18 protein-coding genes are annotated in these 23769 nt (G+C 72.5%); 11 read left to right on the top strand and 7 right to left on the bottom strand.

The genetic code is table 11. The features are described from left to right. Window positions 1-9: 9 nt before the first annotated feature. The gene (locus ACF08W_RS21425) at window positions 10-1488 is read right to left on the bottom strand and encodes an aminopeptidase P family protein (RefSeq protein ID WP_392280194.1); all 1479 of its coding nucleotides are present in this window, start codon (window positions 1486-1488) and stop codon (window positions 10-12) included. 328 nt (window positions 1489-1816) lie between these two features. On the opposite strand from ACF08W_RS21425, the gene ACF08W_RS21420 reads away from it, so the two are divergent. Further along, on the top strand, window positions 1817-4204 hold the full coding sequence (locus tag ACF08W_RS21420) for a collagenase (protein ID WP_392280193.1): 2388 nt from the start codon (window positions 1817-1819) through the stop codon (window positions 4202-4204). Between the two features lie 90 nt (window positions 4205-4294). Here the strand turns inward: ACF08W_RS21420 and ACF08W_RS21415 are convergent, their stop codons facing one another. Next, a complete protein-coding gene (locus ACF08W_RS21415; RefSeq protein WP_392280192.1) occupies window positions 4295-4681 on the bottom strand; it encodes a barstar family protein in 387 nt (128 codons plus the stop codon). Window positions 4682-4790: 109 nt separating this feature from the next. Beyond that, complete coding sequence (locus tag ACF08W_RS21410) at window positions 4791-5216, bottom strand: ribonuclease (RefSeq protein WP_385206208.1); 426 nt, start codon at window positions 5214-5216, stop codon at window positions 4791-4793. Between the two features lie 378 nt (window positions 5217-5594). Between ACF08W_RS21410 and ACF08W_RS21405 the strand changes: the two genes are divergently transcribed. Continuing rightward, on the top strand, window positions 5595-5957 hold the full coding sequence (locus ACF08W_RS21405) for an ATP-binding protein (protein WP_392280241.1): 363 nt from the start codon (window positions 5595-5597) through the stop codon (window positions 5955-5957). Window positions 5958-6011: 54 nt separating this feature from the next. On the opposite strand, the gene ACF08W_RS21400 is transcribed toward ACF08W_RS21405, so the two are convergent. Both ACF08W_RS21400 and ACF08W_RS21395 read right to left on the bottom strand, forming a co-directional pair. Continuing rightward, window positions 6012-7106, bottom strand: coding sequence for a DUF2637 domain-containing protein (locus ACF08W_RS21400; protein WP_352272928.1), 1095 nt, complete (start codon window positions 7104-7106; stop codon window positions 6012-6014). A gap of 192 nt (window positions 7107-7298) precedes the next feature. Beyond that, on the bottom strand, window positions 7299-8147 hold the full coding sequence (locus ACF08W_RS21395) for a (2Fe-2S)-binding protein (protein WP_385206211.1): 849 nt from the start codon (window positions 8145-8147) through the stop codon (window positions 7299-7301). A 149-nt stretch (window positions 8148-8296) separates the two neighbouring features. On the opposite strand from ACF08W_RS21395, the gene ACF08W_RS21390 reads away from it, so the two are divergent. Continuing rightward, the gene (locus tag ACF08W_RS21390; RefSeq protein ID WP_385206214.1) at window positions 8297-9055 is read left to right on the top strand and encodes a GntR family transcriptional regulator; all 759 of its coding nucleotides are present in this window, start codon (window positions 8297-8299) and stop codon (window positions 9053-9055) included. 45 nt (window positions 9056-9100) lie between these two features. Here the strand turns inward: ACF08W_RS21390 and ACF08W_RS21385 are convergent, their stop codons facing one another. Both ACF08W_RS21385 and ACF08W_RS21380 read right to left on the bottom strand, forming a co-directional pair. After that, a complete protein-coding gene (locus ACF08W_RS21385) occupies window positions 9101-9901 on the bottom strand; it encodes a hypothetical protein (RefSeq protein ID WP_385206217.1) in 801 nt (266 codons plus the stop codon). A gap of 150 nt (window positions 9902-10051) precedes the next feature. Further along, window positions 10052-11794 carry a PucR family transcriptional regulator gene (locus ACF08W_RS21380; RefSeq protein ID WP_385206219.1) on the bottom strand — a complete coding sequence of 581 codons (1743 nt, stop codon included), beginning with the start codon at window positions 11792-11794 and terminating at the stop codon, window positions 10052-10054. A 316-nt stretch (window positions 11795-12110) separates the two neighbouring features. Between ACF08W_RS21380 and ACF08W_RS21375 the strand changes: the two genes are divergently transcribed. The 8 genes from ACF08W_RS21375 to ACF08W_RS21340 all read left to right on the top strand — a co-directional run bounded on the left by ACF08W_RS21375 (window position 12111) and on the right by ACF08W_RS21340 (window position 23769). Further along, window positions 12111-13001, top strand: coding sequence for an FAD binding domain-containing protein (locus ACF08W_RS21375; protein ID WP_385206222.1), 891 nt, complete (start codon window positions 12111-12113; stop codon window positions 12999-13001). A gap of 2 nt (window positions 13002-13003) precedes the next feature. Next, window positions 13004-13597: a (2Fe-2S)-binding protein gene (locus ACF08W_RS21370; protein WP_385206224.1), complete on the top strand. Its 594-nt coding sequence runs from the start codon at window positions 13004-13006 to the stop codon at window positions 13595-13597. 2 nt (window positions 13598-13599) lie between these two features. Then, a complete protein-coding gene (pucD, locus tag ACF08W_RS21365; RefSeq protein ID WP_352272921.1) occupies window positions 13600-15984 on the top strand; it encodes a xanthine dehydrogenase subunit D in 2385 nt (794 codons plus the stop codon). Window positions 15985-16368: 384 nt separating this feature from the next. After that, window positions 16369-17820 (top strand): NCS2 family permease, encoded by a 1452-nt coding sequence (locus tag ACF08W_RS21360; protein ID WP_385206228.1) that lies wholly within the window; start codon window positions 16369-16371, stop codon window positions 17818-17820. A 51-nt stretch (window positions 17821-17871) separates the two neighbouring features. Continuing rightward, complete coding sequence (locus tag ACF08W_RS21355) at window positions 17872-19020, top strand: XdhC family protein (protein ID WP_385206231.1); 1149 nt, start codon at window positions 17872-17874, stop codon at window positions 19018-19020. Window positions 19021-19124: 104 nt separating this feature from the next. Beyond that, window positions 19125-22880: a S8 family serine peptidase gene (locus tag ACF08W_RS21350; RefSeq protein WP_392280191.1), complete on the top strand. Its 3756-nt coding sequence runs from the start codon at window positions 19125-19127 to the stop codon at window positions 22878-22880. Between the two features lie 269 nt (window positions 22881-23149). Beyond that, entirely contained in the window at window positions 23150-23452 is a 303-nt protein-coding gene (locus ACF08W_RS21345; RefSeq protein ID WP_385206237.1) for an urease subunit gamma, read from the top strand. Continuing rightward, complete coding sequence (locus tag ACF08W_RS21340) at window positions 23449-23769, top strand: urease subunit beta (protein WP_352272916.1); 321 nt, start codon at window positions 23449-23451, stop codon at window positions 23767-23769. Before ACF08W_RS21345 ends, ACF08W_RS21340 begins: the two co-directional genes overlap by 4 nt.

Here is a 23769-nt window from a genome sequence, read left to right as displayed (position 1 = left end):
GGACGGGCCTCAGGCCCGGCTCTCCAGCAGTGCGCCCATCCACTCCTCGACCCCGTCGGCGGTGCGCGGCAGCGCCGACGACATCAGCCGGGCCCCGTCCTTCGTGACCACCAGATCGTCCTCGATCCGCACCCCGATGCCGCGCAGTTCCGGCGGCAGCGTCTCGTCGTCGGGCTGGAGGTAGAGCCCCGGCTCCACGGTCAGCACCTGCCCCGGCTCCAGGCGGCCGTCGAGATAGGCGCCGGCCCGTGCCCGGGCGCAGTCGTGCAGGTCCATCCCGAGCATGTGGCCGCTGCTGCACAGCGTGTACCGGCGGTGGAAGCCGTTCTCCGGGGCGAGCGCCTCGTCCGCGGACATCCGCAGCACACCCCACTCGTGCAGCCCTTCGGCGATGACCCGCATGGCCGCCCGGTGGAAGTCCCGGAAGCGGGCCCCCGGCCGCAGCGCCGCGATGCCCGCCTCCTGGGCGGCGAGCACCAGCTCGTACACACCGCGCTGGACGGGGGAGAAGCGGCCGGAGAGCGGCAGGGTGCGGGTGATGTCGGCGGTGTAGAGCGCATCGGTCTCCACCCCGGCGTCCAGCAGCAGCAGTTGGCCGTCCTCCAGCGGGCCGTCGTTGCGGATCCAGTGCAGGACGCAGGCGTGTGCCCCGGCCGCGGCGATCGTGGAGTACCCGGGCCCGTTACCCTCCAGCCGGGCCCGCAGATCGAAGACACCCTCGACCCAGCGCTCCCCGCGCGGATGGCGCGACGCCCGCGGCAGGCTGCGTACGACGTCCTCGAAGCCCGCCGTCGTCGCGTCCACGGCCAGCTGCAACTGCGTGATTTCCCACGGGTCCTTGACGAGCCGGAGCTCGCTGAGCACGGCTTCGAGCCCGGCCGGGGCCGAGCGTCCGAGCGGGAACGGGCGCCGGGAGCGCAGGAGTTCGTCGACGGACGGGTCCACCCCGCCCAGCGCCCGCACCGGCGGCTGCGGCCCGGTGAAGAGCTTCTCCCAGTCCTCCAGCGGCTCGCAGCGCAGCCCGGTCAGCTCGGCGGCCTCCGCCAGGTCCGGCCGGCGGCCCACCCAGAACTCCCCGTACCTGCGGTCCTGGTAGAACTCCCGGCCGGTACGGGGTGAGCGGGGCCGCAGGTACAGCACCGCCTCGTGCCGCTCGTCGCCGTCCGGCTCCAGGACCAGGACGTGTCCGGCCTGGTCCTCGCCGGTGAGGCCGGTGAGCCAGGCGTATCCGGTGTGCGGCCGGAAGCGGTGGTCGGTGTCGTTGGAGCGGACCCGCAGGGCCCCGGCCGGGACGACCAGCCGCTCACCGGGGAAGCGCGCGGCCAGCCGGGCGCGGCGGGCGGGGGTCAGCCCGTGCGAGGGGACGCGGGAATCCGGCCGCACGGGGGTGTCCGCCCAGGCCGTGCTCATGAAGGCGTCCAGTGCGGCGGAGACCGGCAGATCGTGGCTTCCGGTGCTGGGCGCGGAGAAGGAACGGGACACGGGCATGGCTCCTCGGGGCTCGGCCGGGGCCCGGGTACGGGGCGCCGGGTGCTGTCGGGAGGCGGGGCCCGGCCGGAAGAGCGGTGGTGGCGACCGGATCGAGCGGTGCCGCATCCCTGGGTCCGTGCTGGGGGGCGGAAGTTGGCGCGCAGATGAATGTGCGTGAGAGGGCTTCCGAAGGACATGTGACATGTGCCATTGTACAGCGCGCAAGGGAACGGAAGTTGTGTCCATGTCACGACGTGGGCGGTCCGGGCCGGGCCCCACCGGCACCCTCGCATTCCCCCACAGCCGCGCCTCGTCGCGCGGCCACCACTCCGCTGGGAGGCGGCACGTGAAGAACCTGAGGGTTCGTCAGAAGATAGCTGGACTGTCCACGGCGGTCCTGGCGGCATGCCTGGGCGTGGGCATGCTCTCCGCGCCGAGCCAGGCCGCCGGACAGTCCCCCGTGGCCTCGGCCACGGCCCCCCACGCCGTGAAGGCCGCCGGACGGCAGGCGGAACCCCGCACCGGGACCCCCGGCGGTCCCACCGCCGAGTCGCTGACCGCACCCGTCGGCGACCCCGTCCACAGCGACCGATCGGCGCTCGAGGCCGCCGACCGGCCTCCGCAGTCCGCGTCCAAGGACGCGCTCAGGCGGGACTACGACGACCCGGCCGCCGCGCTCCCGAGCCACCCGGCGCCCTCGATGAAGGCCGCAAAGGGTGCCGGTCTCAAGGCGTCCGGCAGGGCCGCCGCCGCGTGCAACGTCACCGACTTCACCAACAACACCGGAAGCGCCCTGGTCGCGAAGGTCAAGGCGGCGACCACCGACTGCGTCAACACGCTCTTCAAGCTCCAGGGCCAGGACGGCTACAACGCCTTCCGCGAGGACCAGATGGTCACCGTCGCCGACGCCATGCGCGACGCCTCGGCCTCGTACCCCGGTGACGGCAGCACCGGGATGCCGCAGCTGATCCTCTTCCTGCGGGCCGGTTACTACGTCCAGTACTACGACCCCGACACCGTCGGCCCGTACGGCCCGCGTCTGAAGACAGCCATCCAGGGCGCGCTGGACGGATTCTTCAACTCCTCGCACGCCTACGACGTCACCGACGCCAACGGCGAGAGCCTCTCCGAGGCGATCATCCTGATCGACAGCTCCGAGCAGAACGCCCGCTACCTGAACGTCGTCAAGAAGATGCTGGCCGACTACAACGCGTCGTACGACGGCTCGTGGTACATGGTCAACGCCGTGAACAGCGTGTACACGGTGATGTTCCGCGGTCACCAGGTGCCGGAGTTCGTCAGCGCCATCGAGGCCGACCCCAGCGTGCTGAACTCCCTGCGCGACTTCGCCGCGAACCACCTCGACCTGCTCGGCACCAAGAACTCGTTCCTGGCCGCCAACGCGGGACTCGAACTCGGCCGCTTCCTCAAGGAGGACTCGCTGCGCGCCAAGGCGAGCCCGCTCGTGGTCGACCTGATGGGCAAGAGCTCCCTGGACAACTCCACCGCCCCGCTCTGGGTCAACCTGGCGATGATGGTCGACGCCTTCGACAAGGCCAACTGCGCCAAGTACGGCGCCTGCAACCTCGCGGAGCGCCTGGAGAAGTCCGTCCTGCCGGTGCGGTTCACCTGTAGCGACAGCATCACCATCCGGGCGCAGGACATGAACCAGGCGGAGCTCGACGCGAGCTGTACCAGCCTGCGCAACCAGGACGCCTACTTCCACCAGGTGGCCCGGGACAACGGCCCGGTCGCCGACGACAACAACAAGACCATCGAGGTCGTGGTCTTCAACTCCAGCAGCGACTACCAGACCTACGCCGGCGTGATCTTCGGCATCGACACCAACAACGGCGGCATGTACCTGGAGGGCGACCCCAAGGCCGCCGGGAACACCCCCCGGTTCATCGCCTACGAGGCCGAGTGGGCCCGTCCCGACTTCCAGATCTGGAACCTCAACCACGAGTACACGCACTACCTCGACGGCCGGTTCGACATGTACGGCGACTTCGAGGCCGGAATGACCACGCCGACCGTCTGGTGGGTGGAGGGCTTCGCGGAGTACGTCTCCTACTCGTACCGCAAGGTCGCCTACGACGACGCCATCGCCCAGGCCGCCAACCGCACCTACACCCTGCGGACCCTGTTCGACACCACCTACGACAACGCCGACCAGACCCGGGTCTACAACTGGGGCTACCTGGCCGTCCGTTACATGCTGGAGTCGCACCGCTCGGACGTCGACACCCTGCTCGGCCTCTACCGCAAGGGCGACTGGAACGGCGCCCGCACCCTGCTCACCTCGACCATCGGCAGCCGGTACGACGCCGACTGGAACACCTGGCTGACCGCCTGTGCGGCCGGTGCCTGCGGCGGCGATTCCACCACCCCGCCCGGTGACCTCACCGAGTGCAAGGACGCCGACGTCCGGATGCTGGGCCAGAACTGCATGCGCAGCGGGCTGAAGGCCGTCAAGGGCGACTACGCCTACCTGGCCGTCCTCATCCCGGCCGGCACCACCCAGCTGAAGATCACCGCCTCCGGCGGCACGGGCGACGCCGACCTCTACTACAGCTCGACGGGGTGGGCGACCACCGGGGCCTACACCGACAAGGCCGCCGGCGCGGGCAACGCGCACACCCTGACCGTCAACAACCCGGCGCCCGGGTACCACTACATCAGCCTCTACGGCAACGAGGCCTTCGACGGGGCCAAGGTGACCACCGAGTTCTGATCCCCACGACCCCCGCGGTGCCGGTCGGCCGAGTGATGTTCCCGCTCGGCCGACCGGCGCCGTCGCGCTTCCCGGGGGCGCGGCCGGAGTTCACCGCAGCCGCAGTTCCCCCGGCCCCTCGGCGCGGAGGATCTCCACGATCCGGTCGAAGAGCGTCGGCCCGCGGCCCGCGAGGGCCTCGTCGAGCCGGTGGCGGAGCACCGCGCGGTGGGTGGGATCGGCCCGCTGGAGGCTCTGCCGCAGCTGCCGGGCCGTCTCCTCGTGGCCCAGGGCCCGCGCGGAGGCCGCGTGGTCCCGCCACTCGAAGACGTAGTCGCCGTCGTCGGGGGTGCCCATGCCCCCGTGCAGGCAGTCCGCGAGGGCGTCGAGATTGCGGCCGAAGTACCCGCCCGTACCGTTCACGGCCTCGCCGATCACGTCCCAGAACCGGTCCAGACCGGTGACCCGGGCGCCGTCGATCACATACGTCACGGTCATGGGGGGAGCGTACAAGCCGCCGGACACACGGCCCGCCCCGCCGCACCGCACGCGTGATCCGCGCCGCAGGTGGGGGGCTGCGGCGCGGATCGGTCCCGAGGACCGGGGCTCAGCAGCCCTGGTCGATCAGACGGAAGGTGGCGTAGTGGTCACTGGTGTAGTAGTCCTCCTGCGTCTTCTGGCCGGTCACGATCCGCCGCGCGCCGCGCGTCGGGGAGCCGGGGGTGATGACGGTGTACTCGTGGTAGTAGCCGGTGCTCTGGCTGGGCAGGACGCCTTCCCGGTTCTGGAAGACGACACCGTCCTGCGAGTACGGGAACGGACCGCCCTCGGCGATCAGGTCCAGGGTGTCGTGGGCCTGCGAGGGCAGCGCCGAGTAGCAGACGCTGCCGACCGAGGCGACGGAGGAGAGCGAGGAGGCGGCGACCGGTGCGGCGGTCGTGGCGCCGGCCGTGGCGGCCGGGGCGCCGACGAGGAGGACGGACAGAAGGGCGGCTGCGCCGCCGAGCGTGGTGATCCGTGGGGGGATGCGCATAGCCACCATAATGACGCGCGTAGACAGGGCGGCGTCAACGGCGACCGATGTGAATTTTTTGGGAGTTAACCCGGGAGGAGGAATTGTGTCGATCGAATGTCCGAGGTCTCTCCGGTCGACTACGAGCCTCTGTTCACTTGTTGATGAATCGACAAGCGTGACGGCCTGTCAGCGGGGCATGCATCCCGTGGACATGTTCCGGGCAAGGACGACGAACGGCGGTCGACGACCAACGGCCGCCGACAAGGAGACGGGAGGCGGTTCACTGTGCGGGCGGGGGAGCCGATGGGATGTCAGGGAGAATCCGGATCCATGACGGGCGGGGCGCCGAGGGGCCCGGCGACGCGGGGCCGGAGTGCGGTCACCTTACGCCGCAGACTGGCCCACGCCGATCTGGCGGCCGTCAGCGAAGTGCGCGGGGCCCTGCGGGAGTTCCTGCGCTACCGATGGCCCGACGAGTCGGCCGGAGTGGCGGAGCTGCTGCTCAGCGAGGTGGTGACCAACGCGCTGATCCACACGGCGCACGGCGCGGTCGTCACCGCGAGCGTGGCCCCCTCCGGACTGCGCGTGGAGGTGCGGGACTTCGTGCCCGGACTGCCCCAGTCGCACGTACCGGACGCCGACGACGGTACGCACGGCCGGGGGCTGCTCCTGGTGAAGGCCCTCGCGGACGCCTGGGGGGTCAGCACGCAGGCGCTGGGCAAGGTCGTCTGGTTCGAACTGGACGGCGGAAGGCCCTGACGGGCCGGCGGGGGCCGGGACGTCAGGGCCTTCCGGTGGCGGATCGGCCGGGGCTCAGCCGAACTGCTGCTCCAGGTCCTTCAGTTTCTGCTCCAGCGTGTCGAGCCGGGGCAGTGCCTGGGTGTCGTCCTCGGCGGTGAGGTCGACGGTGACGGGCTCATCCGTGCTCCGTTCCGGGGCGGCGGCCGGACCCGTACCCGGGCCCGTACCCGCCACGGCCTGCAGGGAGGGCCGGGGACGCAGGGGCAGTTGTCCCGGCTCGGATATGGCGGGCTCCACGGCCGGTGGCCCGGAGCCCGCCGTGGTGGTGAGGGCCTGGACGTCCACCGGGGCGGGTGCGGCGCGGCCGACCCGGTGCCAGGCCCGGTTCTGCCGGTTCAGGGCCTTGATGTGGGCCCGGTCCAGCTTCTCCTGGTCCTTCCTGCGGAGACGGTTCTGCTCCTTCTCCCGCCGGTCCTCGCGCACCTCGTCGACCGCCTCGTCGAGGGTGCGCACGTTCTCCAGGAGCATCAGCGACCAGGCGCCGAACGTCTCCCGGGGGGCGCGCAGCCACCGCACGATCCGGATCTGCGGCAGCGGACGGGGCACCAGGCCCTGTTCGCGCAGCGCGGCCCGGCGGGTCTGTTTCAGGGCCCGGTCGAAGAGCACGGCCGCCGAGAGCGACATGCCCGCGAAGAAGTGCGGGGCACCCGCGTGGTCGATCCCGCGAGGGGCGTGCACCCAGTTGAACCAGGCGGCGGCGCCGGCGAACGTCCACACCAGCAGGCGGGAGCCGAGCGCCGCGTCGCCGTGGCTGGCCTCCCGCACCGCGAGCACGGAACAGAACATGGCCGCGCCGTCGAGGCCGAAGGGGACCAGGTACTCCCAGCCCCCGGAGAGGCCGAGGTTCTGCTCGCCGAAGCCGACGAGCCCGTGGAAGGAGAGTGCGGCGGCGACCGCCGCGCAGCAGAACAGCAGGACGTACGAGGCGGTGGCGTACAGGGCTTCCTTGCGCCGGCGCCGCTCCTCGCTGCGTTCCCAGGTGTCGTCGGCCGCGGATGCGTCAGCGGCGCGCTTGCCGCGTGCGACCACCGCCATCGCCGCCAGGACTCCCACGAGCAGCACGGCGCCCGGAAGCAGCCAGTTCAGCGGTATGTCGGTCAGTCTCATGCGCGGTCCCTTGCGTAGCGTTAGGGCATTTCGGGCGCCATGATTGCCCAAACCCGTTCGCTTACAGGGGGTTTCGGCCCAAGAGAACGCCATCGGGTCGGCGCTGCGCACGGAAGACCGGGACCGACTCGAACCGCCTTGCGAGGAAAGGGAATCGGGTTCGAATTCCACCACGCCTGCGGGGGATGCCGCTCAGGGAGCCGACGTCAACTTCCGTACCCGGTCGGCATCACAGGTGCGTGGGCAGGTGACGCAGGTGTCCTCGGGGCGCAGCGTGTAGAAGAGGCAGCAGCTCGCCCGGTCGCGGGTGGGCAGCGACTCGCCGCCCGGCCCGGTCAGTTCGCGGAACCCGGCCGTGCCGACGAACGGCTTCGTGGTGCCGGGCAGCAGCGCCTCCAGCTCGGTCATGGCGCGCCGCTCCTCGCCGAGCAGGTGGGCGACGTACCAGAGCCCCTCGACGACCTCGTCGGTCGCCATGCCCCACAGGGCGCGCCGGCCGCGCCGCATCCGCGGGCCGAAACCGTCGAGCACCGGGCCGAGATGACCGGCCACCGCGGCGAGGACCTCGGCCCGCAGCGCCGTCTCGTCGGCGACCACCCGGGCGCCGGGCAGCGCGGCGGCCGGGTCGTCGGGCAGACAGGCGAACTCCCGCACCCGCAGGGTCATCCGGCCCAGCGCCCGGTGGAACGCCACGTCCGCCACCGGGATCCGGGGCACCCGCCGGTGCAGGAACCACGGCACCGTCACCAGCAGGCAGGCGGGCCAGGCGTAGCGGTGCAGTCCGAAGCTGGCCACCACGTCCGGCCGGGCCTCCTGGCCGTAGTCCCGCAGGACCTGCTCGTGGTCCCAGGCGAGGAAGGCGTCCAAGGCCGCGCCGCCCCCGGCGAGCTCGGCCGCACCCACCCAGCCCGCGCCGCCGGGGGCGGACTCGCCGTCGGCCAGCACCTGCGCGCGCAGGCCGGGGAAGACCTCGGCCAGACGGGCGTACGCGTCCGTCACGGCCGATGCCGCGGTGCCGGGGAGCAGGGTGGAGAGGGTCATGCAAGGACCACCGAATCACGATCGTTTGCAGGTTAGCCTTACCTTACCCGACCGGAACGATGTTTGAACTGCGGCTACCTGCGCCTATCGTGCACACCGGGCACGGCGCACGCGAGCCGTGCCGGAACGGCACGGCCGGGGAGGTCCGAGTGGAGCAGGGCGGCGCAGGCGGGGCGACGCACGGAACCGCCGTGCCCGCGACCGGACCGGCCCCCGTCCGGGTTCCCGAGCAGGCGCGCGGCGAGCACACCCACGACCACGACGGGCCGCCCGCCCCGCGCCCGGCGGTACGGCGCCACTCGGTGCGCGGCCAGATCCTGGAGGCGCTGCGCGCGGCCCTGGTCGACGGCCGGCTGGAGCCGGGCCAGGTGTACTCCGCCCCGGCCCTCGGCGCCCGGTTCGGGGTCTCCGCCACACCGGTGCGCGAGGCGATGCAGCGGCTCGTCGTCGAGGGAGCCGTCGAGGTCGTGCCGAACCGGGGGTTCCGGGTCGCCCGGCGCGAGCCGCGCGAACTCGCCGAGCTGGCCGAGGTGCGGGCCCTGATCGAGGTCCCGGTGATGCTGCGGCTGGCCCGTACCGTGCCCCCCGGCACCTGGTGCTCCCTGCGGCCGCTGGCCGACGCCACGGTGGCCGCCGCCGCGATCGGCGACCGGGCGGGCTACGCCGAGACCGACCGGGCCTTCCACGGCGCCGTCCTCACGCTCTGCGGGAACGAGCAACTGGTGGCCGTCGCGGACGACCTGCACCGCCGCTCGCAGTGGCCGCTGCGGGACGGCCCCGCCACCCGCCGGGCCGACCTGCTCGCCGACGCCGCCGAACACACCGCGCTGCTCGACGCGCTGATCGCCCAGGACCTGCCCGTCGTGCAGTCGCTGGTCCGGGAGCACTTCACCGGCGCGGGGGGCTGACCCGGCGCCCCGGCCCCCGTGCTCAGTTCGCCCCGGCCCCCGTGCTCAGTTCACCCCGGCGGCCTCGGGCGGGGGCGGGTCCAGATGCGGTGCCAGCCAGGTCGGCACGCCCCCCAGGAGCCGGAACAGCCGGCCCGCCTCGACGCGCAGCCGGCCCGCCAGCTCCGGTTCCGGCTCGGTGTCCGCGAGGGCGATCAGGGCCGGGGCCGTACCGATGAGATAGCCCAGCTCCTCCCGTATCCGCAGGCACTCCGCGAAGCCGTGCCGGGCCTCCGCCAGCTCGCCCTCGCGCAGTGACAGCAGGGCCAGATGGCGCCAGGTCGAGGAGAGCAGCAGCGCGTCCCCCCGGGCGGCGGCCCCGGCGTGCGCCCTGCGGTACGCGGCGCGGGCGGCCTGCGGGGAGTCGGCGATGTTCTGGGCGATCAGGCCCCGCCGGAAGTCCAGCAGCGGTCGGGCGGGCGCGGACGGGGCGAGCAGGGCGGCCGCCCTGCTCAGCGCGACACTGGCCTCGTCGGCCCGGTCGCGTACCCCCAGGAGGGTCGAGGCGTACGCCAGATGGCCGCGCTCGCAGGCGGCGGCGCCGCGCTCGTCGTCCTCGCGGGCCAGCGCCTCCGCCCCGCGCAGCGCGTCCTCGGCGTCCGTCCAGCCCTGGCCGGTGTACAGGCACCGCTCGGTCAGCAGGGCGGTGCGCTGGAGGGCCGCGGCCGGATCGGTGGCGGCCGCGGGTTCGAGCAGGGCCGCGGCATCCGTCCAGCAGGCGCGTGACCGCAGCCGCCATACCGCTGTCTGGAGCGGCGGATCGTCATCTGCTGTCGTTCCGGAACCAGACCTGGCGGTATGCGCCACCGTTGCCCTCCCCGAGCGCGCCATCGAGCTGTGTTGGGTCTGGGCGGAATCTCAGCACGGATCGGGGCGCCCGGCCAAGAGGTCGTTCGATCTCAGGTGAAAGTTTTCACAAACGGTGGGAGGGCCCAACTGCCGTGACGGAGGCCGGAATCAGCTCATACGCAGGGCGAGGAAGAAGTCGAGCTTGTCCTCCAGGCGCGCGAGGTCGCGCCCCGTCAACTGCTCGATTCGCCCGACCCGGTAGCGCAACGTGTTGACGTGCAGATGCAGCCGGGCCGCGCACCGGGTCCACGAACCGTCGCAGTCCAGGAACGCCTCCAGGGTGGGGATCAGCTCCGCGCGGTGGCGCCGGTCGTAGTCCCGCAGCGGGTCGAGCAGGCGTGCGGTGAACGCACGGCGCACGTCGTCGGGGACGAACGGCAGCAGCAGCACGTGCGAGGCCAGCTCGTGGTGGCCGGCCGCGCAGACCCGGCCGGGGCGGGCCGCCGCCACCCGGCGCGCGTGCCGGGCCTCCTCCAGGGCGCCGCGCAGCCCCTCGGGCGAGTGCACCGCCGCGCTGACCCCCAGGGTCAGCCGGCCGTCCTCGGCGAGACCGGCCGTGAGCGGCTCGCGGACGGTGGCCAGCAGCGCGTCGGCGTGGAGCGCGGGATCGGCCGGTGCCCCGTCGCGCGCCGCGTCCGGGCCACCGTCCTGGGCGGCAGGGAGGGCGGGCAGCGGGACGAGCGCCACCGCCTCCTCACCCGTATGGGCGACCGCGATCCGGTCGGCCGAATCGGGGCCGGTGACCGCCGGGTCGACCAGGATCTCCTCCAACAGCGCCTGGGCGACCGGGCCGCCCGCGACGCCGTGGGCCGGGCCCGCCGGGGTGCCCGCGCCCGGCCGCTCCTGGGCCCCGCCCCACTCGACCCGGGCCACCACCACCTGCCAGTGCGGCGCGGAGCCGAGGCCCGGCAGCAGCACCGGGGCCGCGACCCGCAGCCGGGCGGCGATCTCGGCGGGCGGAGCACCCGTCTGGACCAGCTCCAGGACCTCCTGGGCGAGCCTGCGGCGCACGGTACGGGCCGCGTCGCGCCGGTCCCGTTCGACGGCGATCAGCTGGGTGACGCCCTGGAGCAGGTCCAGCCGGGCCGGCGGCCAGTCCCCGGCGTCCGCCTCGACGGCCAGCAGCCAGTCCGAGAGCACCGACTCCCGGACGTCGAGGGACGCCGACTGGGCGCCGCGGCCGGTGTTCCGGATCGGGAAGAGCGAATACGTGGCACCGTCGACCACGGCCCGGTGCGGGGCGCGGCGGCCGGTGCGGGTGGCGGCCAGGTGGTGGCCCGCCAGCGCGGCGCCGACCGGCCCGGGCAGCGGCGTGCCGCCCGCGCCCGCGATCTGCCGGCCGGTGGGGGAGAGGACCCAGGCGTGCAGGTCGAGGTCGGAGCCGAGCAGATCGAGCACCACCTCCGGCCCGCCGCCCGCCGGGCCGGAGGTCATCAGCCTGCGGTGCCGGTCCACGACCGCGGCCAGATCGCCCGCCCGCTCCCCGGACACCTGCCGCACCACATGCTCGGTGATCGTTGCGAACGCGACGGTCTCATGGACGGCGAAGAGCGGCAGCCGGTGCCGCGCGCACGCCTCCACCAGGTCGTCCGGCACGTCCCCCAGCTCCGCCTCGCCCGCGGCGAGCCCGGACACCCCGGCGCCCGCCAGGATGCGGACGAACGGCTCCGAGTCCGCCGCGTCCCGGCGCCAGGCCAGACCGGTCAGGACCAGCTCGCCGCCCGACAGGTAGCGGCTGGGATCCCGCAGGTCGGTGGTCATCACGCCGCGGACCGAACGGTCCAGCTCGTCCTCGCCGCCGAGCAGCCGCAGGCCCAGCGCGTCGGTCTCCAGCAGTGCGCGCAGCCGCATCTCGTCGCCGCCGATCTCTTTCGTTGGTGCGGGTGAAAACTGGGTATTACGGCGAGGTCGCCGACCTCCGCCATTCGTTCGAATCTACAAGACGAGGAGATCGGCCAGCCAACTCCTTCATGGTTTCGGTGACTGCACCGCGCCGGACACGGCTTGTGTACTGGGTCACACACCGCGTCGACACAGCAGGAACGCCCTGCCGGGGGCCGGCCGCACCCGGGGCCGCCGTCGGCCCGCCGACTGCCGACGACGGCAGCCCGGGGGCCGGCCGCACCCGCCCCAGTGAACGACCCGATTGAGAAGAAGAGAGCCACTCATGGACTTCCTTCGCCCCGCCAGCTGGGAGGAGGCGCTCGCCGCCAAGGCCGAGCACCCGACGGCCGTGCCCATCGCGGGTGGCACCGATGTGATGGTGGAGATCAACTTCGACCACCGGCGGCCGGAGTACCTCCTGGACCTGAACCGCATCGACGAGCTGTCCGCCTGGGAGGTGGGCCGGGAGAACGTACGCCTGGGCGCCTCCGTGCCGTACAGCAGCATCATGGAACACCTCCGCGCCGAACTGCCCGGACTGGCGCTCGCCTCGCACACCGTCGCCTCGCCGCAGATCCGCAACCGGGGCGGCGTCGGCGGCAACCTCGGCACCGCCTCGCCCGCCGGGGACGCCCATCCGGCCCTGCTCGCCGCGGGCGCCGAGGTCGAGGCCGTCTCCGTACGCGGCACCCGGATGATCCCCATCGACGCCTTCTACACCGGCGTCAAGCGCAACGCCCTCGAACCGGACGAGCTGATCCGGGCCGTGCACATCAAGAAGGCCGACGGCCCGCAGCAGTACTCCAAGGTCGGCACCCGCAACGCGATGGTCATCGCCGTCTGCGCCTTCGGCATCGCCCTGCACCCCGGGACCCGCACGGTGCGCACCGGCATCGGCTCGGCCGCCCCCACCCCCGTACGGGCCAAGGAGGCCGAGGCGTTCCTGAACGCCGCGCTGGAGGAGGGCGGCTTCTGGGACAACCGGAAGATCATCACCCCGTCCGTCGCCCAGCAGTTCGCCGCGCTCGCCGCCGGCGCCTGCAACCCGATCGACGACGTGCGCGGCACCGCGAGCTACCGCCGCCACGCTGTCGGGATCATGGCCCGCCGCACCCTCGGCTGGGCCTGGGAGTCGTACCGCGGCAACGGCCGCAGCACCGAAGGAGCCGCCTGATCATGCGCGTCAATTTCACCGTCAACGGCCGCAGGCACCAGGCGGACGACGTCTGGGAGGGCGAGTCCCTGCTCTACGTGCTCCGCGAGCGGATGGGCCTGCCGGGCTCGAAGAACGCCTGCGAACAGGGCGAATGCGGCTCCTGCACGGTCCGCCTGGACGGCGTGCCGGTCTGCTCCTGCCTCGTCGCCGCGGGCCAGGTGGAGGGCCGCGAGGTCGTCACCGTCGAGGGCCTCGCCGACTTCGCCGCCCACCGCGCCGAGCAGCACCCGGGCGGCGGCTGCGCCCCCGGCGCCTGCGGCACCGCGCTCGACCGGGCCCGGCAGTGGCAGGCCCGGCCGGCCGCCGAGGACAACCCGGCGACCGGCGAACTCTCCCCGATCCAGCAGGCGTTCATCGACGCCGGAGCCGTCCAGTGCGGCTTCTGCACCCCCGGCCTGCTGGTCGCCGCCGACGAACTGCTCGAACGCAACCCGGAACCCTCCGACGCGGACATCCGCGAGGCGCTCTCCGGCAACCTCTGCCGCTGCACCGGCTACGAGAAGATCCTCGACGCGGTCCGCCTGGCGGCCGCCCGAGCGGAAGAGGCGGTCTGACCATGGGCGTCACCGGCAATCCCACCAGCATCAACCAGGGCAGCCGCACCAGGGGCGGCATCGGCGAGTCCACCCTGCGCCCCGACGGCATCCTCAAGGTCACCGGCGAGTTCGCGTACTCCTCCGACATGTGGCACGAGGAGATGCTCTGGGGCCACACCCTGCGCTCCACCGTCGCCCACGCCGAGATCGTCTCCATCGACATCGCGGAGGCCCTCGCCACCCCCGGCGTCCACGCCGTGCTCACCTACGACGACCTGCCGAGCACGGTGAAGAACTACGGCCTGGAGATCCAGGACACCCCGGCCCTCGCCCACGGGAAGGTCCGCCACCACGGCGAACCGGTGGCCCTCGTCGCCGCCGACCACCCGGAGACGGCCCGCCGCGCCGCCGCGAAGATCCGCATCGACTACCGCGAACTGCCCGTCGTCACCGACGAGGCGTCCGCCACCGGCCCCGGCGCGGTCCTGGTCCACGAGAACCGCGACGACCACCACTCCGGGCACGTACCGCACCCCAACATCGTCCACCGCCAGCCCATCGTCCGCGGCGACGCGGCCGCGGCGGCGGCCCGCGCCGATGTCGTGGTGAGCGGCGAGTACGTCTTCGGCATGCAGGACCAGGCGTTCCTCGGACCGGAGTCCGGGCTCGCCGTGCCCGCCGAGGACGGCGGCGTCGACCTGTACATCGCCACCCAGTGGCTGCACTCCGACCGGCGCCAGATCGCCCCCGTCCTCGGCCTGCCCGAGGAGAAGGTCCGCATGACGCTCTCCGGCGTCGGCGGCGCGTTCGGCGGACGCGAGGACCTGTCGATGCAGATCCACGCCTGCCTGCTCGCCCTGCGCACCGGCCGGCCGGTGAAGATGGTCTACAACCGCTTCGAGTCCTTCTTCGGGCACGTCCACCGCCACCCGGCGAAGCTCTGGTACGAGCACGGCGCCACCCGGGACGGCAAGCTCACCCACATGAAGTGCCGCATCGTCCTCGACGGCGGCGCCTACGCCTCCGCCTCCCCGGCGGTGGTCGGCAACGCCTCCTCGCTCGCCGTCGGCCCGTACGTCGTCGACGACGTCGACATCGAGGCGATCGCGCTCTACACCAACAACCCGCCGTGCGGTGCCATGCGCGGCTTCGGCGCGGTCCAGGCCTGCTTCGCCTACGAGGCCCAGATGGACAGGCTCGCCGCCGAACTGGGCATGGACCCCGTGGAGTTCCGGCAGATCAACGCCATGGAGCAGGGCAGTCTGCTGCCGACCGGGCAGGTCGTCGACTCGCCCGCCCCGGTCGCCGAGCTGCTGCGCCGGGTCAAGGCCCGCCCGATGCCGCCCGAGCGCCAGTGGGAGGCGGCCGGCGAGCAGCCCGACGTACGGGCCCTGCCCGGCGGCCTCTCCAACACCACCCACGGCGAGGGCGTCGTGCGCGGTGTCGGCTACGCGGTCGGTCTGAAGAACGTCGGCTTCTCCGAGGGCTTCGACGACTACTCCACCGCCCGGGTGCGCATGGAGGTGATCGCCGGCGAGCCGGTGGCGACCGTGCACACGGCGATGGCGGAGGTCGGGCAGGGCGGTGTCACCGTCCACGCCCAGATCGCCCGCACCGAACTCGGCGTCGCCCAGGTCACGATCCACCCGGCCGACACCCGGGTCGGCTCGGCCGGCTCCACCTCCGCCTCCCGGCAGACGTACGTCACCGGCGGCGCCGTGAAGCACTCCTGCGAGGCCGTCCGGGAACAGGTCCTGGAGATCGGGCGCCGCAAGTTCGGCTCGTACCACCCCGCGTGGGCCACCGCCGAACTCCTCCTGGAGGGCGGCAAGGTCGTCACCGACGGCGGCGAGGTGCTCGCCGACCTGGTCGACGTACTGGAGGACGAGGCGGTCGACATCGAGCTGGAGTGGCGCCACCGGCCCACCGAGGCGTTCGACCTGCGCACCGGACAGGGCAACGGCCACGTCCAGTACTCCTTCGCCGCCCACCGCGCCGTGGTCGAGGTCGACACCGAACTAGGCCTGGTCAAGGTCGTCGAACTGGCCTGCGCGCAGGACGTCGGCAAGGCGCTCAACCCGCTCTCCGTCGAGGGGCAGATCCAGGGCGGCACCACCCAGGGACTGGGCGTCGCCGTCATGGAGGAGATCATCGTCGACCCGAAGACCGCGAAGGTGCGCAACCCGTCCTTCACGGACTACCTGATCCCCACCATCCTCGACACCCCGACCATCCCGGTCGACGTGCTCGAACTCGCCGACGAGCACGCCCCGTACGGGCTGCGCGGCATCGGCGAGGCCCCCACCCTGTCGTCCACCCCGGCCGTCCTCGCGGCGATCCGGAACGCGACCGGGCTGGAGCTCAACCGGACGCCGGTCCGCCCCGAACACCTCACCGGTGCCTGAGCGCCCCGAGGCGGGGGGCCACGGCTCCTCCTGAACCCTCCGGGCGGTGCGCGCCCACCGGGAACGACACACTTCCGCCGGCCGCACCGCCCGGGGTCCGCGGTACCCGCGTACGAACCCGTACGCCCCAGCGGTACCCGTAGCACCGGCAGTACCCGTACGCCCCAGCGGTACCCGTAGCACCGGCAGTACCCGTACGCGCGGGCCGCCGTACCTCCGTGGCGGGTACGGACGCCCGCCGATCCGTACGGTGTCCCACCTCACTCTGCACGCACCGTTCGTCTCGGGCCGTCCCCCGGGTCGTGCCGCCGGCGCAGACATCCCAAATCCCGCGTCACACCGACGCGTCGCGGGTGCCCCTGTGAACCTTGGGAGTCAGGCATCATGACCCAGAATTCAGTGGAACCCAGGACCAGCGCACCGGACGCGGGCCCAGGCTCGCGCGTCCCGGCCGGAAGATCCTGGCTCGACCGGTACTTCCACATCTCCGAACGCGGCTCCACCGTCGCCCGCGAAGTCCGCGGCGGCATCACCACGTTCATGGCGATGTGCTACATCCTCCTGCTCAACCCGCTGCTGCTCTCCGGCCCGGACGCGGCGGGCAACCGGCTCGACCACGCCGCGCTGATCACGGCGACCGCCCTGGCCGCCGCCGTCTCCACCCTGCTGATGGGCTTCGTCGGCAAGGTTCCCCTCGCCCTGGCCGCCGGGCTCTCCGTCTCCGGGGTGCTCGCCACCCAGGTGGCACCCCACATGACCTGGCCGCAGGCCATGGGCATGTGCGTGATGTACGGGGTGGTGATCGTGCTGCTGGTCGTCACCGGGCTGCGCGAGATCATCATGAACGCCATCCCGCTGGCCCTGAAACACGGCATCACCATCGGCATCGGCCTGTTCATCGCGCTGATCGGCCTGGTCAACGCCGGGTTCGTCGGCAAGGGCGCCCCCGTCACCCTCGGCACCGGCGGACAGCTCACCGGCTGGCCCGTCCTGCTCTTCTGCGTCACCCTGCTGCTCATCTTCATGCTCCAGGCCCGCAATGTGCCCGGCGCGATCCTGATCGGCATCGTCGTCGGCACGGTCCTCGCCGTCGTCGTCAACGCGGTCACCGACATCAGCCCCAAGGCGTGGGGCGGCAGCGCGCCCGAACTCCGGGGCAGCGCCGTCTCCCTGCCCGACTTCGGGCTCTTCGGCCATGTCGAGTTCGGCGGCTGGGGCCAGATCGGCGCCATGACCGTCGGCATGATCGTCTTCACTCTGGTCCTGGCCGGCTTCTTCGACGCGATGGCGACCATCATCGGCGTCGGCACCGAGGCCGGGCTCGCCGACGACAAGGGCCGGATGCCGGGCCTGTCCAAGGCGCTGTTCATCGACGGCGCGGGCGGCGCGATCGGCGGTGTCTCCGGCGCCTCCGGACAGACCGTCTTCATCGAGTCGGCGACCGGGGTCGGCGAGGGCGCCCGCACCGGCCTGTCCTCCGTGGTCACCGGAACGCTCTTCGCGGCCGGGCTCTTCTTCACCCCGCTCGCCCAGATCGTGCCGGGGCCGATCGCCGCCGCCGCGCTGGTCGTGATCGGCGCGATGATGATGCAGAACGCCCGGCACGTCGACTGGGGCGACCGCTCCGTCGCCGTACCGGTCTTCCTGACCGTGGCCCTGATGCCGTTCACGTACTCGATCACCGCGGGGGTCGGTGCCGGGGTGATCGCCTTCGCCGCGATCAAGGCGGCGCAGGGAAGGTTCCGTGAAGTGGGCGCGTTCATGTGGGTGTTGACCGGCGTGTTCGTCGTGTACTTCGCGCTCAGCCCGATCGAGAGCTGGCTCGGCGCCAAGTAGCGGCCGACGGCTCCCCACCCCCTCCGCGCACCCGTAGTAAGGAGAAACGCCGTGCTGGACATCGCCGAGGAACTCGACCGGTGGATCGGGCAGGGACGCGACTTCGCCGTCGCCACCGTCGTGGCGGTCGGCGGCAGCGCGCCCCGGCAGCCCGGGGCCGCGCTCGCCGTCGACCGCGACGGCACCGCGATCGGCTCGGTCTCCGGCGGGTGCGTGGAGGGGGCGGTGTACGAACTGTGCGGGCAGGCGCTGGAGGACGGCGTCACCGTGCTCGAACGGTTCGGCTACAGCGACGACGACGCCTTCGCCGTGGGGCTGACCTGCGGTGGCGTCATCGACATCCTGGTGACACCGGTCCGCGCGGACGACCCCGCGCGGCCGGTGTTCGCCGCCGCGCTCGCCGCCGCCGCACGGGGGACGGCGGCGGCGGTCGCCAGGATCACCGACGGCCCGGCCGAACTCCTCGGCCGCCCCCTGCTCGTCCACCCCGACGGCAGCCACGAGGGCCGGCTCGGCGGCCACCCCGAACTGGACCGCACCGCCGCCGCCGACGCCCGCGCCCTGCTCGACGCGGGCCGCACCGGCACCGTCACCATCGGCGCCGACGGCTCGCGCTGCGGCCGGCCGCTCACCCTCCTCGTCGAATCGAGCGTCCCGGCGCCCCGGATGATCGTCTTCGGAGCCATCGACTTCGCCTCGGCCCTGGTCCGGGCGGGCAAGTTCCTCGGCTACCACGTGACCCTGTGCGACGCCCGCCCGGTCTTCGCCACCAGGGCCCGCTTCCCCGAGGCCGACGAACTCGTCGTCGACTGGCCGCACCGCTACCTCGCGGACACCGAGGTCGACGCGCGCACCGTGCTGTGCGTCCTCACCCACGACGCCAAGTTCGACATCCCGCTGCTGGAGCTGGCGCTGCGGCTGCCGGTCGGGTACGTCGGCGCGATGGGCTCGCGCCGCACCCATCTGGACCGCGACGAACGGCTGCGCCAGGCCGGCGTCACCGAGCTCGAACTGGCCCGGCTGCACTCGCCGATCGGCCTCGACCTCGGGGCCCGTACCCCGGAGGAGACCGCGCTGTCGATCGTCGCGGAGATCGTCGCGGAGCGGCGCGGCGGCAGCGGCGTACCGCTCACCGGCGCGCACACCCCGATCCACCACGAGGCGTCCCCGCCCGCCGGATCGATCCCCGCAGTGGCCTGAACCGTTCCCGGTTCCCGTCCACGGAGGGCGGGTTGCCGCCACGGCGGCTTCACGCCAGGGGCGTACCGGACCGTAGCCGGGGTTTTGGCCCTTAGATCTGCTCCATGACTTCGACTCCCTCCTCCGCCTCCGGCCGGGCGAGACCCGCGCGTGCGGGTCGCAGAGCCCTGCTCATAGCGACCTCGGTCGCCCTCGTGAGCGGCGCCCTGCTCCCCGCGGCGGGCGCCGCCACCGCCGCGCAGGACACCCCCCACCCGACCGCCCGCCAGGCCGCCGCGCCCGTCAAGGAGTACGACATCACCCTGGTCACGGGCGATGTCGTGCACTACACCGACGGCGTCGGCAAGCAGGACACCGTCACCGTGGAACGCCCCGACGGGGCGACCGGCGGGGTCCACGTCCAGCAGGCCGGCGACGACCTCTACGTCCTGCCCGACGAGGCCACCGCGCTGCTCGCCGCCGGGAAGCTGGACCGCAGGCTGTTCAACGTCACCGCGCTCGTGAAGATGGGCTACGACGACAAGCGGTCCGGCGGCATCCCGCTGATCGCGACCTACCCGGGGGCCACGTCCCGCGCGCTGCCCGCCGCCCCGCGCGGCGCGAAGAAGGTCCGCACCCTCTCCAGCATCCACGGCACCGCGCTGAAGGCCGGCAAGGACACCGCCCGCACCTTCTGGAACGGCGTCACCCGCACCCCCGCGTCCCGTTCGCTGGACGCCGGGATCGCCAAGCTCTGGCTCGACGGCCGGGTGGAGGCGGCGCTCAAGGACTCCGTCCCGCAGGTCAACGCCCCGCAGGCGTGGGCCGAGGGCTACGACGGCAAGGGCACCAAGGTCGCCGTCCTGGACACCGGCATCGACGCCGACCACCCGGACGTCAAGGACCGGATCCTGGAGTCCCGGAGCTTCGTACCGGGCGAGGAGGTGGACGACAAGCACGGCCACGGCACCCACGTCGCCTCCACGATCGCGGGGTCCGGCGCGGCCTCCGACGGCACCAACAAGGGCGTCGCCCCGGGCGCCGGCCTGATCGTCGGCAAGGTCCTCGACGACGGGGGCAGCGGCGCCGACTCCGGGATCATCGAGGCGATGGAATGGGCGAAGGCCGAGGGCGCCGACGTCGTCTCCATGAGCCTCGGCTCCAGCGTCCCGGACGACGGCTCCGACCCCATGTCGCTCGCGGTGGACGCGCTGTCCGCCGACGGCGGCCCGCTGTTCGTGATCGCCGCGGGCAACGCGTACGGCGCGGGCACCATCGGATCGCCCGGCTCGGCGGAGAAGGCGCTCACCATCGCCGCCGTCGACAAGAAGGACAACCGGGCCGACTTCTCCTCGATGGGACCGCTGGTCAGGTCCAACGGCCTGAAGCCGGACCTCTCCGCACCCGGCGTGGACATCAACGCCGCCGCCTCGCAGTCGGTCCCCGGCACCGAGGGCATGTACCGGTCGATGTCCGGTACGTCGATGGCGACCCCGCACGTCGCGGGCGCCGCCGCGATCCTGAAGCAGCGCCACCCCGACTGGTCCGGCCAGCGGATCAAGGACGCGCTGATGAGCTCGTCCAAGCGGCTGCCCGCGTACACCCCGTACGAGCAGGGCACCGGCCGGCTCGACGTCAAGGCGGCGGTCGACACCACGATCGAGGCCACCGGCTCCGTCGAGGTCGCCTCGTACGCCTGGCCGCACTCCCCGTCCGACCCGGTCGCCGAGCGGACCATCACGTACCGCAACACCGGTGCGAAGGACGTCACGCTCGACCTGGCCACGGACACGGACTCCGACGCGTACACCCTCTCGGTGAAGCGGCTCACCGTCCCGGCCGGCGGCACCGCCGGGGCCGTGCTCTCGCTGGACCCGTCGAAGGTCGCCAACGACACGCAGTTCTCCGGCCAGGTCCTGGCCACGGACGCGGCGGGCACCGTCGTCGCCCACACCGGCTTCGCCCTGACCAAGGAACGGGAGCTGTACGACCTGACGCTGAAGCTCCGCGACCGTGACGGCAGGCCGATGGACGGCACCGTCGTCCTGGGCGCGCTGGGCGACGAGCAGCTCCAGCCCGTCGCCGTCCCCGGCGAGACCACGCTGCGGCTGCCGCCCGGCAACTACACCGCCTGGACCGCCGCGGACATCGCCGGTGACCGCGCCGACTCCAAGGCGCTGGCCTTCCTCGCCGCGCCCGAGATCGTCCTCGGCACGTCGGCCACGGTCACCCTCGACGCCTCCAAGGCCCGCAAGGTCTCGGTGCGCACCCCCAAGGAGACCGAGACCCGGCAGCTGCGCTACGACATGGCGCGCACCGCGCCGAACGGCGTGGTCCAGCGCGACGCCTACCAGATCCCGCTGATCTACGACCAGTTGTGGGCGAGCCCCACCGAGAAGGTCACCGAGGGCAGCTTCTCCTTCCTGACCCGCTGGCGGCAGGGCGAGAAGCTGATCGACCTGTCGGCCGACGGACGGGACGTCCCGGTGACGGTGCAGGGCGGCTCCCCGGTCGCGGAGAGCGGCACGCGGAAGCTCGCCACCGTCTTCGCGGGCGACGGCGCCACCGCCGACTACCGGGGCCTCGACGCGAAGGGCAGGGCGGTCGTCGTCCGCCGCAGCGACGCGGTCGCCCCCGCCGACCGGGTCGCCGCCGCGGTGGCCGCCGGGGCGCGGGCGCTGTTCGTGGTCAACGACGGCGACGGCGTCCTGATGGAGTCCTACGCCCCGTACGGCTCCGAGGCCGCGATCCCGGTCGCCTCCGTCCAGCGCCTGGCCGGCGAGAAGCTGATCGACTCGGTCCGGCACGGCGCGAAGGCCACGGTCGCCCAGCGCAAGTTCGCCCGCTACGTCTACGACCTGGTCGACCGCCACGACGGCACGGTCCCGGACCGCTCCCTGGCGTTCGCCCCGTCCGCCCGTGACCTGGCGAAGGTGGAGAACACCTTCTACGGCGAGAAGGACCGGCTCGGCGGCGGCTACCGCTACGACATCCCCGACTACGGCCCCGGCGTCGGCTTCGAGGAGTACGAGAAGTTCCCCGGCACCCGCGACGAGTGGGTCACCCCGCTGCCCGGCGCCTCCTTCTGGTACGAGAACCACGCGGTCCTCGGCGACGACGGGGAGGCCGCCCTGGAGATGCGCAGCGGCGACCTGGACTACACGGCGGGCCGCACCTACCCCGCCCAGTGGTTCGCCCCGATCGCCCGGCCGAGGCTCGGCACCGGCTACTGGGGCCCGTTCCGGTCCGCCTACGACGACATCCAGTTCAACCTCACCCCGTGGACGGACTCCGGGGCCGGTCACTCGGGCTCGATGCCGACCGACGAGTACGACACCACCAGCACCGCCTTCTACCAGGGCGACACCCTGATCAAGAAGGTCGCCGGCCGGGCCGGGTTCGCCTGGGACGTCTCGCCCGAGAAGCTGCCGTACCGCTTCGTGCTCGACTCGGCCCGGGATGCCGACGCGTGGAAGACCTCCGTGCGCACCCACACCGAGTGGAACTTCGTCTCCGGAGCCCTCGACGAGAACGGCCCCTCCCAGGCCGACATCCCGCTGCTCCAGCTGGACTACCGGGTCGACACCGACCTGGCCGGTGACGTGAAGGCCGGGGGCTGGACCGAGATCGGCCTCTCGGCCGGTACGCAGGAGTGGCTGGACGGCGCGGTGAAGGCCACCGGGGCCTCGCTGTCGGTCAGCTACGACGACGGCGGGAGCTGGGAGCCGGTGCAGCTGCGCAAGGACGCGGCCGGTTCCTGGACCGCCCGGTTCAAGCCCGCCGCGAAGGCCGGCGCGTTCGTCTCGCTGAAGGCGCACGCCGAGGCGGCCGACGGGCTCGGCATCGACCAGGAGATCATCCGGGCCTTCGGCCTGAAGTGACCCCTCCCGGTCCGCCGGACCGGGCCGAAGCGGGCTGATCCGGCGCGCTCCCGAGGCGGCCCCGCACCCCCTGACCGGGTGCGGGGCCGCTTCTCTTTACCGTTTCTTGATGCACAAAATTTGTCTACTTTGCCCGTATATGGTGGTCGATAAGGCTAGAAACAGACTTATCGCGGCATGGAGTGAGTTGCCAGGGCGCGCTCGGGAGGCTTATAAGAAGAGCGAGCGATTCCGGGAATCCCGGGGAATGCTGGCATGGAGGTTTCCCAATGTTTCTCACTCCGTCCGACACGGAGAAATTGCTGTTGAGCGTCGCCGGAATGGTCGCCCGTGACCGCAAGGAGCGGGGGGTGCTCCTCAACTATCCCGAGGCGGTCGCACTGCTCTCCTGCTGGGCGATGGAACGTGCTCGTGAAGGCGCCCTCGTCAGCGATCTTATGACCGCGGGACGGAATGTCCTCACCCGCGCCGACGTGCTGGAAGGTGTTCCCGAGATGCTGCACGACGTCCAGGTCGAGGCGACCTTCCCGGACGGGCGCAAGCTCGTCACGATCACCTCGCCGATCCCGTGATCCCGGGCGAGATCCGGACCGGGTCCGGTGAACTGAAGATCAATGACGGCCGTACGCAGATTTCCGTGACCGTGGTGAACGACGGCGACCGTCCCATTCAAATAGGCTCGCATCTGCATTTCCCGGACGCGAATCCCGCCCTCTCCTTCGACCGGACCATTACCGAGGGATTCCGGCTCGATATTCCCTCCGGTACTTCCCTGCGTTTCGAACCCGGAGTCGGCGCCGAGGTCGCCCTCGTCGAACTCGGAGGCCACCAGAGGGTGCCCGGCATCGTCGTGCCCGGCACCCGGCCCGCACGAACGGACGACATGTGA

Source organism: Streptomyces sp. NPDC015144 (genome assembly GCF_043079735.1).
In the GTDB taxonomy this organism is placed as follows: Bacteria; Actinomycetota; Actinomycetes; order Streptomycetales; family Streptomycetaceae; genus Streptomyces.
The sequence above is the reverse complement of the archived record's forward strand: the minus strand, read 5'-3'. Positions and strand labels throughout refer to the sequence as shown.

Excerpts from the sequence above, each read along its gene's own strand:
- ACF08W_RS21425 (WP_392280194.1), bottom strand. The coding sequence starts at position 1,488 with ATGCCCGTGTCCCGTTCCTTCTCCGCGCCCAGCACCGGAAGCCACGAT.
- ACF08W_RS21415 (WP_392280192.1), bottom strand. The coding sequence starts at position 4,681 with ATGACCGTGACGTATGTGATCGACGGCGCCCGGGTCACCGGTCTGGAC.
- ACF08W_RS21410 (WP_385206208.1), bottom strand. The coding sequence starts at position 5,216 with ATGCGCATCCCCCCACGGATCACCACGCTCGGCGGCGCAGCCGCCCTT.
- ACF08W_RS21400 (WP_352272928.1), bottom strand. The coding sequence starts at position 7,106 with ATGAGACTGACCGACATACCGCTGAACTGGCTGCTTCCGGGCGCCGTG.
- ACF08W_RS21395 (WP_385206211.1), bottom strand. The coding sequence starts at position 8,147 with ATGACCCTCTCCACCCTGCTCCCCGGCACCGCGGCATCGGCCGTGACG.
- ACF08W_RS21380 (WP_385206219.1), bottom strand. The coding sequence starts at position 11,794 with ATGCGGCTGCGCGCACTGCTGGAGACCGACGCGCTGGGCCTGCGGCTG.
- ACF08W_RS21375 (WP_385206222.1), top strand. The coding sequence starts at position 12,111 with ATGGACTTCCTTCGCCCCGCCAGCTGGGAGGAGGCGCTCGCCGCCAAG.
- ACF08W_RS21370 (WP_385206224.1), top strand. The coding sequence starts at position 13,004 with ATGCGCGTCAATTTCACCGTCAACGGCCGCAGGCACCAGGCGGACGAC.
- pucD (WP_352272921.1), top strand. The coding sequence starts at position 13,600 with ATGGGCGTCACCGGCAATCCCACCAGCATCAACCAGGGCAGCCGCACC.
- ACF08W_RS21360 (WP_385206228.1), top strand. The coding sequence starts at position 16,369 with ATGACCCAGAATTCAGTGGAACCCAGGACCAGCGCACCGGACGCGGGC.
- ACF08W_RS21350 (WP_392280191.1), top strand. The coding sequence starts at position 19,125 with ATGACTTCGACTCCCTCCTCCGCCTCCGGCCGGGCGAGACCCGCGCGT.
- ACF08W_RS21345 (WP_385206237.1), top strand. The coding sequence starts at position 23,150 with ATGTTTCTCACTCCGTCCGACACGGAGAAATTGCTGTTGAGCGTCGCC.